Source organism: Mesorhizobium captivum, from assembly GCF_033977165.1.
Lineage (GTDB): Bacteria > Pseudomonadota > Alphaproteobacteria > Rhizobiales > Rhizobiaceae > Mesorhizobium > Mesorhizobium captivum.
Genome location: NZ_JAVIJB010000026.1, coordinates 58,245 through 70,771, shown reverse-complemented (window position 1 = coordinate 70,771; position 12,527 = coordinate 58,245). Strand labels below are relative to the sequence as shown.

The 12,527-nt window shown below is 63.9% G+C and carries 11 protein-coding genes; 2 read left to right on the top strand and 9 right to left on the bottom strand.

What is annotated here, in order from left to right; all coding sequences use genetic code 11:
* Positions 1–113 precede the first annotated feature (113 nt).
* Together RFM40_RS21455 and RFM40_RS21450 are read right to left on the bottom strand one after the other, a co-directional pair.
* Positions 114–1,103: a sugar ABC transporter substrate-binding protein gene (locus RFM40_RS21455; RefSeq protein ID WP_320278150.1), complete on the bottom strand. Its 990-nt coding sequence runs from the start codon at positions 1,101–1,103 to the stop codon at positions 114–116.
* 77 nt (positions 1,104–1,180) lie between these two features.
* Positions 1,181–2,254 carry a LacI family DNA-binding transcriptional regulator gene (locus RFM40_RS21450; RefSeq protein WP_320225310.1) on the bottom strand — a complete coding sequence of 358 codons (1,074 nt, stop codon included), beginning with the start codon at positions 2,252–2,254 and terminating at the stop codon, positions 1,181–1,183.
* Positions 2,255–2,397: 143 nt separating this feature from the next.
* On the opposite strand from RFM40_RS21450, the gene RFM40_RS21445 reads away from it, so the two are divergent.
* Positions 2,398–3,429, top strand: coding sequence for a hydroxyacid dehydrogenase (locus tag RFM40_RS21445; protein ID WP_320278149.1), 1,032 nt, complete (start codon positions 2,398–2,400; stop codon positions 3,427–3,429).
* A gap of 194 nt (positions 3,430–3,623) precedes the next feature.
* The gene (locus RFM40_RS21440; protein WP_320220742.1) at positions 3,624–3,929 is read left to right on the top strand and encodes a hypothetical protein; all 306 of its coding nucleotides are present in this window, start codon (positions 3,624–3,626) and stop codon (positions 3,927–3,929) included.
* Positions 3,930–4,122: 193 nt separating this feature from the next.
* Here RFM40_RS21440 and otsB read toward each other — a convergent pair whose 3' ends face one another.
* The 7 genes from otsB to RFM40_RS21405 form a co-directional block, all read right to left on the bottom strand.
* Complete coding sequence (gene otsB, locus RFM40_RS21435) at positions 4,123–4,902, bottom strand: trehalose-phosphatase (RefSeq protein ID WP_320278148.1); 780 nt, start codon at positions 4,900–4,902, stop codon at positions 4,123–4,125.
* The gene (locus RFM40_RS21430) at positions 4,899–6,686 is read right to left on the bottom strand and encodes an alpha,alpha-trehalose-phosphate synthase (UDP-forming) (RefSeq protein ID WP_320278147.1); all 1,788 of its coding nucleotides are present in this window, start codon (positions 6,684–6,686) and stop codon (positions 4,899–4,901) included. The genes otsB and RFM40_RS21430 overlap by 4 nt, the downstream gene beginning before the upstream one ends.
* A 148-nt stretch (positions 6,687–6,834) precedes the next feature.
* Positions 6,835–8,997, bottom strand: coding sequence for an amylo-alpha-1,6-glucosidase (locus RFM40_RS21425; RefSeq protein WP_320278146.1), 2,163 nt, complete (start codon positions 8,995–8,997; stop codon positions 6,835–6,837).
* Positions 8,998–9,039: 42 nt separating this feature from the next.
* Complete coding sequence (locus tag RFM40_RS21420; protein ID WP_320225305.1) at positions 9,040–10,098, bottom strand: glycosyltransferase family 4 protein; 1,059 nt, start codon at positions 10,096–10,098, stop codon at positions 9,040–9,042.
* 94 nt (positions 10,099–10,192) lie between these two features.
* Positions 10,193–10,963: an L-iditol 2-dehydrogenase gene (locus tag RFM40_RS21415; protein WP_320220747.1), complete on the bottom strand. Its 771-nt coding sequence runs from the start codon at positions 10,961–10,963 to the stop codon at positions 10,193–10,195.
* A gap of 28 nt (positions 10,964–10,991) precedes the next feature.
* Complete coding sequence (locus tag RFM40_RS21410) at positions 10,992–11,750, bottom strand: SDR family NAD(P)-dependent oxidoreductase (RefSeq protein ID WP_320278145.1); 759 nt, start codon at positions 11,748–11,750, stop codon at positions 10,992–10,994.
* 36 nt (positions 11,751–11,786) lie between these two features.
* Positions 11,787–12,515, bottom strand: a complete 729-nt coding sequence (locus RFM40_RS21405) for an SDR family oxidoreductase (protein ID WP_320278144.1) — start codon at positions 12,513–12,515, stop codon at positions 11,787–11,789.
* Positions 12,516–12,527: the final 12 nt, after the last annotated feature.

Below are 12,527 nucleotides of genomic sequence, written 5' to 3'. Positions count from 1 at the left end.
TAGGGAGTAGGGAGTAAGGCAGTAGGGAAGTGAGAGCGGGGGAGCAACCGGTCTGAGAAGCGCAAACCGGTTGCTCCCCCCTACTGCCCTACTGCCCTACTGCCTTCCCTTTCCTACTTCACATATTGCAGCATCGGCTCCTTGCCGGCGTCGAGCACGTCCTTGGTCAGCACCAGGGTGGGCACGGCGATGCTTTCCTCGACCTTCTCGCCGGCCAGCGCCTTCTTGACATTCTCGACCGCCTGCTTGCCGACCAGATAAGGCAGTTGCGCGACGGAAGCGTTGAGGCGGCCTTCCTTGATCGACTTCACCGCATCGACATTGCCGTCGACGCCGATCATCGTCACCTGCTCACCCTTGCCAGCCGCGTAGACCGCTTCCACGGCGCCCAGCGCCATGCCGTCATTGGCGCAGAAGATGGCGACGAGATCGGGATGCGCGGTCAGAGTGTCGGTGGCGATCGAGGCCGCCTTGCCGCGATCCCAGTCGCCCGGCAGCGAAGCGACGATCTGCAGCCCAGGCGCCAATTCCTTCAGCTTGTCGGCAAAGCCCTTGGCGCGCTTTTCGCCGGTGATGTTGCCGGAGAGACCCTCTATCACCAGCACCGGACCCTTGGCGTCCTTGCCGAGCTTGGAGACAAGGTATTCGGCACCCTGCGCGCCCGCCGCGACATTGTCGGAACCAATGTGGAAGGTGACCTTCACGCCTTCCTTGTCGAGGACCGCCTGGTCGAGATTGTTGTCGAGGTCGACGATCTTCATGCCGGCGGCCTGCGCCGACTTCAGGCAGGGTAGCAGATTGGTCGAGTTGATCGCGGCGGTGATCATCGCCACGGGCTTGCGTTCCAGCATCGTGTTGCAGAGGTTGAGCTGCGGCTCGGCCGCCTGGTCGCTTTCGGCCGCCTGCTGGAAATATTTCACCCCGGCTTCCTTGGCGCCGTCCGCCACGCCTTGGGCCATAGCGCCCCAGAACGGATTGGCCAGCGTCTTCATCAGCACGCCATATTCGCCGTCCTCGGCCTTGGCGACGCCAATGGCTGAAAATGCCAGCGCCACGCCCAACGCCAGCGTAAATCGATTTATTCTGGTGAAAAACGATGTCATTGCTTCCTCCATTGATCTTATGCGCCGGATGCCTCGGCCAGGGCCGGCGCTTTTCTTCCCGTTGTCGACAATGGGGGCTATTGTCGGTCTCCTCCCCCGGAATGCGGGACGCTGCCTGGCGAGCCAACGGATTCCCGCATCAGCACCTTGCAAGGTTCGAGCCGCGCCGTTGGCGGGCCGCCCTCGCCTTCGATCCGTCGAAACAGAACCTCCATCGCATTGCTTGCGATCTCGCGCACCGGCTGCACCACGGCGGCGATCGCCGGCCAGGTCACCTGCATCCATTCGGCGTCGTCGAAGCCGACCAGCGAGATGTCATTCGGACAATGCCAGCCACGCCGCCGGAATTCCGACAGCGCCACCAGCGTGCCCTTGAGGAATAGCGAATAGACCGCCGTCGGCCGGTCGTTCCCAGCTTCCCGCTTGCTGAAATAGTCGCGAAGCAGCGTCCGCAAAGGCTCGACGTCGCTTTCGCAAAGCACGACGTCGATGCGCATGTCGGGCGCAAGTTCTAGCGCGGTGTTGCGAAACCCTTCGAGGCGGGCGCGTACCGTCGCCGCCTGCTGGCCGAGGCCGACGACGAGGATGTGGCGATGGCCCTCGCCGACCAGCGCGCGCGCCACTTCAGCACTTGCGGCCGCGCTGTCGGCCGAAACCGTGTCGAAGGCATCGTCGGCAAGCACCCGGTCGATCAGCACGCCGGTCATGCCGTTCGCCTTCATGAAACCGGCCGCCGGCCCGTGCTCGTTGCGCACCGGCGCCAGCACCACGCCGGCGACGCGCCAGTCGTGCATGCGGGCAAGGATCTCCTTCTCGCGCGCTTCCGATTCACGGCTGGAGGCGGCGACCAGCGTATAGCCGCGCTGCTCGGCCAGCCCTTCGAGCTCGCTGACCATCTGGCCGAAGAACTCGCTTTCAAACTCAGGCATGATGGCGCCGATGATGCGGCGCTTGGCCCTGCGCATGTCGGAGGCGAGCGGGTCGACACGGTAGCCCAGAAGCTCGACGGCGTCGAGGACGCGCTGCGCGTTTTCCGGCTTCACCGTGGTGACGCCGGACAGTACCTTGGAGACGGTGGCCGCGGACACGCCGGCGTGGCTTGCCACGTCGTGGATCGACGGTCGCCGCTGGTGGGATTCCTGCTGCGCCATTAATCTTCTCCCACGGGCAGGTGGCCGCCTGCTCTCTCACCAATGTAACCGATAAATCGATTTTTCGCTGTTGTAAATCGTTTCATCGGGAGTAAAAAACGCATATGTGATTGACGCGATCCAATCGCGTCGGGAGGAACATCATGCCCAACAAAGCCTCGCCGCTGGTGATCAGCGCACCCGAGCCGCGCACGCTCGACCTGATTTTCACGCCGTCGCAACTGGCGATGTTTCGCAGGAAATATCGCATCGTCGAGACAACGCCCGAAGGCGTGGCGAAGTTGCCACCGGATGTGCTGTCCGAGGCGCGCTACATCGTCGGCCAGCCGCCGATCGCGCCGGAAACACTGGAGAAATTGAAGGCGCTGCGCTGCGTCTTCAATGTCGAGACCAACCTCATCAACAACATGCCGTATGAGACGCTGTTTGCCCGCGGCATCCACGTCGTCACCACCGGCCTGGTCTTTGCCGAACCGGTCGCCGAGCTTGGCCTTGCCATGGCGCTCAATCTGGCACGCAACATCGTCGATGCCGACCTCGCCTTCCGGCAGGGAAAGGAGCTTTGGGGCGGCGACGGCAACCAGGCCGCACGACTACTCTCAGGCGCCGATATCGGCATCATCGGCTTCGGCGATCTCGGCCGCGCGCTCAATCGCCTGCTGACGGGCTTCCGCACCCGCACCAGGGTGTTCGATCCCTGGCTGCCGCCTTCCGTGCTCATCGAGCACGGCGTCGAGCCGGCTGCGCTCGACAAGGTGCTGTCGGAAAGCGATTTCGTTTTCGTCGTCGCTTCGGTGACCAGCGAGAACCAGGGTTTTCTCGGTGCGGACGCCTTTGCCAAAATGCGAAAAGGCGCTGCTTTCATCCTGCTCAGCCGCGCCGGCGTCGTCGATTTTGCGGCCTTGATGGCGGCGGTGAAGAGCGGCCATATCGTTGCCGCCAGCGACGTCTTCCCGGAAGAACCGCTGGCCAAGGATCATCCCGTCCGTTCCCTGCCCGGCTTCCTGCGCTCGGCCCACCGCGCCGGCGCGCTCGACGTCGCCTTCAAACGCATGGGCGACATGGTGCTGGAGGACATGGACCTCATCGATCGCGGACTGCCGCCGATGCGCTCCAAACGCGCCGAGCGCGAGACCGTTTCCCGGATGCGCTCGAAGCCGGTCGACAGGAATTGAGAGATTTGGGGCTCTGGCAGCGAATCCCGACAATTCAGCCAGTAACACTGCGGTTGCTGGAAAATATGCCCAATCTTCCGGTCTTTGCCGGCAATATTTTGCCCTGATGACCCCAAATCCGGAACCTTCATCCCGACCTGTCGTTTGCCTTTCGATCGTTGCTTTTACGATCCAAGCAACAGGAGGATGATACCGTGAACATCAAGATGATCTGCTTCGGCGCCATGGCGCTTTCGATGGTCACCGGCTCGGCTCTCGCCGCCGGGCAGACCGGCACGTCGGCGCTCGACGACCCGGCCAAGATGCAGCCTTTCTACACCGACTCCAGCATGAAGACGATGGTCAGTAAGGACGCCTTCGTGAAGGCTTGGAAGGCCATGTCGCCGGAGGATCAAACGGCGATGATGACCGCATGCGCCGACGAGGCCAAGAACGCCAATGCAGCCAACTCCCATCCGGAGTTCTGCAGTAGCGTCAAGGAAAACGGCGGCAGCAAGTAACCATCGGCGCAGCCAGAGCAATTCCAGGAAAAGTGTGTAATGGTTTTCCGCTGGAATTGCGAAAAAACAAAGAGATAGAGCGGTTCGGCATTCCGTGAAACGGTGAACCGCTCTAGACATTAAACGGCCTCGTTGGCGGGGCCGTTTATATGCAAATCAGGCACGAAGACCGCCACGCACTTTCCGAATCGATCTAAGTGACGAGATCGCCGCGGTCCGCCTGTTCAGCGTCGCTGAAATTCGCCTCGAGCCAGGCGATCGCGCTGGCGACGTCGGCAATGGCGAAGCGTGCCGCGGTCTCGCCCTGCGGCTTCACGCGGATCGAAATCCCGCCCGCGGCATTGACGGTCTCAAAACCGCTTTCGTCGGACGTGTCGTCGCCGAGGAATACCGGACGCCGGCCGGTGAACGGATCGAGTTGCATGAAGCGACGGATCGCGGCGCCCTTGGCCGCCTCCAGCGGCATCAGCTCGACGCCTGCGTTGCCGGCAATCACGCGGTAGCCTTTCGGCAGCCGGGCAAGCGCTGCCTCGACCAGTTCCCTCGCACGGACCAGCAAATGCGGCGCCGCCCTTGTATGAATGGCCAGCACCGGGCCCTTGCGCTCGACATAGACGGCCTTGCTTGCCAGCTCCAGCTCGATTTCGTCGGCAAGTGCCGCCATGTCCGCTGGCTCATCGGCTGCCTCGATCTGCCCGTCCGGCGTCAGCCTGTGCTCCAACCCGTAGAGGCCGGCGATCCGCGGCTTCAAGGGGTCAAACAGGTGATCGACGGCGGCGATCGAGCGGCCGGTGATGAAGGCGAGCGCTCCATCCAGCCGGTGTTCGATCGTCTCCACGAGGAGGCGCAGCTCCTCGCTGACCGAAACACTGTCCGGGTGGGCGGCATGCTCCAGCAAGGTGCCGTCAATGTCGAGGAAGAGCGCCCACCGGCCGTCGGGAAGGCGCGGCGTCAGATCTGCTTGTAGGTTCATCGGAAACCGACCGCCTGTTTGCGTTCGAACATGGAGACGACATTGTCGCCATTCACCGAGCGGTCGGATAACGCCGTGACCCGGTCGAGCTCGTCGCGCTTCCTTAGCCGCGCCGCGTCGAGCAGCATGCTGCCGGCCCAGCGATAGACATTGTTGTCGCGGACGATATCGCGCATGCGCCGCATGCGCCCGCGCTGCTCTTCCGGCCCCATGGTGAGTGCCTGCAGCATGGTCTCGCTCATCATCGCCGCATCGTAAGGATTTACGATCAACGCCTCCAACAGCTCGCGCGAGGCGCCGGCGAAGGTGCTGAGCAGGAGCACGCCCTGCTCGTCGTCGCGAGAGGCAACAAATTCCTTGGCGACGAGGTTCATGCCGTCATGCAGGCTTGTGACCAGGCAGATGTCCGCCGCCCGGTAGATCTCGTAGACGTCCTTCTGCGAGTGGTGCTGAGCCACCAGCACGACGGGGCGGTAGGTCTCGTTGCCGTAGCGCTCGTTGAGCTCCTCGGCAAAGCGCAGGCATTCTTCATGCAGTTGCTTGTAGGCCGGCAGCGTGCCCCGGCTGGGCGCCGCGATCTGCAGGAACACCACCTTGCCGATCGTTTCGGGATGGCGGATGAACAGCTCCTCCAGCGCGTGGAATCGGTCGAGGATGCCTTTGGTGTAGTCGAGGCGCTCGACGCCGACGCAGAGCTTGGCATCGGCCGGAATGCCGAACCGCTCGCGGATGTGTTGCTGGGATTGCTCGACCGAAGGCAGGGCCTTCAACATTTCGGCAGGCCACTCGATCGAGATCGGATAGGCATGCACCAGCGTGGTCTGGCCGCCATAGGACACGGCTGCATCCGCGCGCTCGATCCGGCTCTCCATGAAGCGGTCGACGCTTTCGGTGAAATTGTTGGCGTGGAATTGCGTGTGGAAGCCGATGATGGAGCTGCCGAGCAGCCCGTCGAGGATGCGCTCGCGCCATGGGCAGATGCTGAACACCTCCGAATTCGGCCATGGGATGTGCCAGAAGGTGATGACGATCGCCTCCGGCAGGCGCTCCCGGATCATGCGCGGCAGAAGCGCGAAGTGGTAATCCTGGACCAGAACGATCGGCCGCTCGTTGCGAGCCTCGGCGACCACCGTATCGGCGAATTTTCGGTTGGCGGCCTCGTAGGCCTCCCAGTCGGAATCGCGGAAGATCGGACGGGTGAAGGCGATATGGCAGAGCGGCCATAGGCCTTCATTGGCGAAGCCGAGATAGTAGCCCTGATATTCCTCCTCCGTCAGCCAGACCCGGCGCAGAGTGTAAGAGGGATTGCCGGGCGGCACCTGCACCCGGTCGTTGCTGTCGACCACCTCGCGGTCGGCGGTGCCGCCGCCATAGGCGATCCATGTGCCGGCGCAGGCGCGCGTGATCGGCTCGAGCGCCGCGACCAGTCCGCTCGCCGGCACGACCAGTTCGACCTCGCCATTCTTGTCCTCGTTGTGGATGTAGGGCTCGCGGTTGGAGACGACGATGACCTGCGCGTCCGGCAGATCCTCGGTAAGGATCTTGCGCAGCGTCTCCGGCGACCAGGTGACGAGCGCCGCGTCGACCGACTGCCCGTTCTTCTCGAATTCGCGCATCACCTGGCGCGCGGCTTCGGAGGTGACGTCGTCACCCGCGGCAGGCATGCTCGCTGCCCTCGAATGCCGACGGCGGTGCTGGAATATTGAAACGAAGATCGCGAGAGCGGAAAGTCCGAGACTTATGAGGATGAGAACCCACAAAAAGTCGACGTCATATTGTATCATTGATGCCAGGTTGCCTCCGGCTGCCCGCTATTTTGTTTTGATTCTTGCCGGCTGCGGAACGGTATGCCGGTACAGGTCTGCAAACGCGTAAACCGGTCATCGGTTCCGACATTTTTCGATTATCCGACGCGCACTTGCGGAATTCCGCTTAGGTGCGCACGATAAGCGGCACCATGCCCTCGTGCCGATCGGCGAGGAAGGCAACGACGCGGTCGCCGACACGCTGGAAGGTAAGGTCTACGGATTTATCGCCGACCGACAGATGCCGGAGCGTGAGCGTGTCGATGCCGGCCGGCAGCCTTGGGCGCGTAATGTGCAATTCACCTTCCCAGCCATCGATCTCCAGGCCGAGACAGGCCTGCATCAGCATGAAGGTTGAGCCTGCCGACCAGGCCTGCGGCAGGCAGGCAACCGGATAGGCGATCGGCGCCTCGCCTGGCGCTCGGGTGAAACCGCAGAACAGTTCCGGCAGCCGCATGTTGAAATGCACGGCCGACTCGAAGGTGCCGCTCATCAGCCGCACCACGCTCTCGCGCTCGCCATAACGCGCCAGACCGACGCCGCAGAGCGCCGTATCGTGCGGCCAGATCGAGCCATTGTGATAGGACATCGGGTTGAAGAAGATCGCGTCGTCGGCGAGCGTCCTCACCCCCCAGCCGGAATGGAAGGGGGCCGACAGCAATTGGTCGGCGACCATCTTGGCGCGCTCCGGCTGCGGCAGCCCGACAAAGAGCAGATGCCCGGCGTTCGACGTTCGCACCTTGCAGGGTTGGCCCTCGCCATCGATGGCAAGCGCGTAGAAGTTGAGATCCTCTATCCAGAAGTCGCGCTCTACGGCCAGCCGCATTTCCTCGGCACGGTTTTCCCAGTGCTCGGCATCGGCGAACTCGCCGCGGCGGCGCGCGAGCGCGGCAAGGCCGCGGTAGGCGGCAAAGACATAGCCCTGCACCTCGACCAGAGCGATCGGCCCCTTGGGTATGCGTCCGTCGGCATGGAAGACCGAATCGATGCTGTCCTTCCAGCCCTGATTGGCAAGACCGGACTCGGCCGCGCGCTGATAGGTGACGAAACCCGTCGCCCGGCTTGCCTCTTCCATCCATTCGGCGGCCGCCTTGAGCGATGGCCAGAGCGTGTCGATGAAGCCCACATCGCCGGTGCGGTCGGCATAGGCGCAGGCGAGATGAATGTAGAGCGGGGTCGTGTCGACGCCGCCGTAGTAGCGGCCGAAGGGAAGCTCGCGCAGCGCCGCCATCTCGCCCTTGCGGGTCTCATGCATGATCTTGCCCGGCTGGGAATCGATGAAGGGCGACGTCTCCGTCGCCTGATGCTCGGCAAGAAACGCAAGCACGCCGCGCGCCAAGCCGGGATTGAGCCACAGCATCTGCAGCCCCGAAATCACGCCGTCGCGGCCGAAAGCCGTCGAGAACCACGGGATGCCCGCGTAAGGATAGGGCCCGGTCGAGAGCTCGGTGGTGAGCAGCGCGACATCGGCGCGTGCGCGCTCGACCCAGTCATTGAAGACTCGTCCCGAACTGTGCACCGTGGCGCCATGCCGGCGCTTGGCGCGCATGCCGAAACGGGCGCGGGCCGCGGCAGCGCGGAAGCGGTCACGCCCGGGTATGTCGGCGACCTCCGGCCCGACTTCGACATAAAGCACCTTGCTGCTGCGCTTGGTGACCGCGATCAGGAAATCGGCGCGATTGTCGCTCAACCGGTCGGGGGCCTGCGAAAAGGAAATCACCGACAGGCGCGGCAGCCCGTCGAGACCGTCATAGCCGAGCAGCACCGACGCCTTGTCGGTCTTGGCGACATGGACCGTTCCGCGCTTCGGCCGCGTCGATCCGCGCACCTCGAACATGTCCCGGAAGTCGGCGGCGAAATGCAACGAGACGGCGATGGTCGAGTGCTCGCGGCTATAGTTGGAAAGCGTGATGCGATCGAACAGCCGGTCCTGCCAGATCAGCCTGACGCGCTCGATGTGGATCGCGCCCTGCGGAATGTCGCGGCCGGCGGCGCTCTGGATCGGCAAGTTGGTCAGGTTGCTGGTGAACAGCACATTGTCCTGACTGAGCGAGGCGCCAAGCAGCGACATCGGCCTGCCGCCGACCGTCAGGCGGAACTCGGAAAGCACGCGCGTATCGTCGCGAAAGAAACCGTCGCCGGCGCCCCGGATGTCGCCATAGGCGTCCGTGACGGCAAAGCAGTCGCCCTGCTTGAGGGCAAACAGCCGGTGCGGCTCCCGCGGCGCCGTTTCGTCCAGCGAGGCAAGGGCCACGGCGGGATCGAGCTTGCGCTCGTCGAGTTCCATCATTCGTAACCTCTTCGTTGCTTGCGCCCCCCAAGGCAATAGCGTTTAGGAAGCCTTCACCGCATAGGCACCGATCAGGTGCATATAGGCGGCGAGATAGTCGCGCGCCATCCTGGTGACCGAAAACCGCTTTTCGAAGACCGCTCTCACCTGTCGCCGGTCAAGTTGGAGAAGGGCAGGCAGCACAGCGACCGCCTCATCGACGGAGTCCGCGACAAAGCCGGTCACGCCCTTGTCGATGATCTCCGGCAAGGCGCCACAGTTCCAGGCGATCACCGGCGTGCCGCAGGCCATGGCTTCGATCGGGGCAAGGCCGAACGGCTCCGGCCAGTCGATGGGAAACAGGAGGCCTGCGGCGTTACCAAGAAATTCCGCCTTCTCGTCTTCCGCGATCTCGCCGACATAGTCGACGCGGTCGCCGTCGATGAGCGCCTCGATCTCGTCGCGAAAATAGGCGCGGTCGTCGTCGCCGATCTTGGCCGCCAGCTTCAGCTTCAATCCCGAACGGCGGGCAATCTCGATCGCCCGATCCGGCCGCTTGTCGCGAGACAGTCGCCCGAGGAAGGCTAGGTACGGCTCTTCGGTCGATGGGTCATAGGTAGGCGGATAGGCGTCGACCGGAATCCCGTGATGGATCGTCGCCAGCCAGTTGGCGTCGGGCAACCCCCGCTTTTGGCTATGCGAGATGGAGATCATCGGAAAGCGCGGGAAGCGCTTGTAGGCCGGCGCCAGGTCGACATAGTCGAGCCTGCCATGCGGCGTCGTCACCGTTCGTTCCGCCATGTGCTCGAAGAACGGAAAATGCACGAAATGGCTGAGATGGAAATGGATGACGTCGAACTCGCCGGCCCGCTCGCGCACATCGCAGAGCATCGCCATATGCGCCGCGATCTCCGATTTCTTCGGCCGCGGATCGAGACGGATCGCCTGGTCGCGGCCGGGCACCAGCCGCGCCGAGGTCTCGCTGTCGCCGCTCGCGAACAGCGTCACATCATGCCCCAGTTCCACCAGCGCTTCGGTGAGATAGGAGACGATGCGCTCGGTGCCGCCATAAAATCTCGGGGGGACGGATTCATAGAGCGGCGCGACATGGGCAATGCGCATGGATTCCCTCAAAACTATTGACGGAAACCAAATGCGTCAGCCGCGAGATCGTTCCTCGCAATCGGCCACGGCCGGCCCCTCCAGCTTCTGCCGATCAGCTCATCCAGTTGCCGCCGTCGACATTGAGCGTCTGCGCCACGACATAGTCGGCATCGCTCGACGCCAGGAAGACGGCCGCGCCCCGGTAGTCGTCGGGATCGCCCATGCGTCCGGCCGGCACTGCCAGCCCGACCTGCCGCTTCTTCTCGCCGACCGGCAGGTTCTCGTAGCGCGCGAACAGCGCGTCGACCTGGTCCCACATCGGCGTGTCGACCACGCCCGGCGCGATGCCATTGACGTTGATGCCGTGTTTGATCAGCGCAAGGCCGGCCGATTGCGTGATGCTGATCACCGCGGCCTTGGTCGCGCAGTAGACCGCGACCAGCGCCTCGCCGCGCCGTCCGGCCTGCGAGGCCATGTTGATGATCTTGCCGCGCCGCCCTTGCGCGACCATGCGCTTGGCCACCGCCTGCAGCGTGAACAACAGGCCCTTCACGTTGACCGAGAATTGCAGGTCGAAACTCTTCTCCGATATTTCCAGCAGCGGCCCCATGTCGAAGATGGCGGCGTTGTTGACCAGGATGTCGATGCCGCCATGCGTCCGTGTCACCGAATCGACCATCGCTTCGATCGAGGCGAGATCGCGCACGTCGAGCCGGACGGCAGTCGCCTTGCCGCCGAGTTCGCGCGCCAGCGCTTCCGCCTTGTCTACGACCAGGTCGGCGATGACGACGTGGGCGCCTTCATCGACGAAGCCGCGCACGATGGCCGCCCCGATGCCTTGAGCGCCGCCGGTGACGACGGCGACCTTGTCCTTGAGTTTCATGCCGGTTCTCCTGTCTCAGCGCCCTGTCTTAACGCGTGGTATAGCCGCCATCGATGACCAGCACTTCGCCGGTCACATAGCTTGATGCTGGAGAGCACAGGAAAAGTGCGGCCGCCGCAACCTCCTCGGGCTGGCCGACGCGGCCCATCGGCGTCATGTCGCGCCAGATTGGGAACCATTCCGGATTTTCGATGCCGCCGCGCGAAAGATCGGTTTCGATATAGCCGGGCGCGACGGCATTGACGCGGATGTTCTCCGCGGCGACCTCGCTGGCGAGGCTCCTGGTCATCATGTGCATGGCCGCCTTGGAGCTGTTGTAGGCGACCTGGTTCTGCGGAACGTTGGAGACGATGCCCGAGATCGAGCCGACATTGAGGATCGCACCGCCGCCCTGGCGCCGCATCGGCGCTAACGTCGCCCGGCAACACCGGAAGACGGCATCGACATTGATCGCCATCGTCTGCCGCCAGATGTCCTCGGGATAGTCGCCACTGTCGCCGTGGACTGCGATCCCGGCACTGTTGACCAGGATGTCGAGCCGGCCCGCCTTGGCGAGCGTATCGGCGACAAGCCGGTCCGGCGCCTTCTCGTCCAGCATTTCGGCGGCGAGGAAATCGAAGGCAAAGCCCGCAAGCTCCTGCCGTGCGTCATCCTTCATGGTCCGGCCCGCAACGACGACGCGCGCTCCCGCTTCCCCGAGCGCCTTGGCTATGGCAAGGCCGATGCCGCGCGTGCCGCCGCTCACGAGCGCGACCTTGCCGTCCAGTCGGAAGCGGTCGAGGATCATGATTGTCGTTCCATCGTCCGGAGTTGGAGGGACGGCTCAGATGTCCACGCTCTGCGGCAGGATGACGAGGTCGCGGATGGTGACGTTGCGCGGCCGCGTCAGCATGAAGAGCACGGCGTCGGCCACTTCCTTCGGCTCCATCAGGCTGCCGGCGGCCAGCGCTTCTTCCATCTTGGCCTTCGGCCAGTCGCTGAGCAGCGCCGTCACCACGGGACCGGGCGCGACGGCGCCGACGCGGATGCCGTGCTTCAGCACCTGGCGGCGGACCGTGTGGACGAAGGCCTGCACGGCGAATTTCGATGCGGTGTAGATCGGCTCCCAGACCACGGGAACGAAACCGGCGACTGAGCTGGTGACGATGATGTCGCCGCTTTTCTTCTCGATCATGTGCGGCAGCACGGCGTGCACCGTGCGGAACACGGCGTTGATATTGAGGTTGAGCATCCTGTCCCACTGGTCGGGATCGCCGGTCGCCACCTCGCCGCCGACATAGGCGCCGGCATTCGCATGGAAGATGTCGAGCCGGCCGGCCCTTTCCAGGATCTGCGGCATCATGCGCTCGACGCTCGCCGGGTCGAGCAGGTCGGTGACCACCGCTGAAGCAGCGTCGCCGAGCTCCGCGACGAGCGCCTTCAGCCGATCCTCGGCCCGATCGACCAGGACGACCTTCGCGCCGGCGGCGAGCATGGCGCGGGCGCATTCCAGCCCGATGCCCGAGGCAGCACCAGTGATTGCGGCAACCTTGCCGGAGAGACTTTCAGACATTGCGATCCTCTT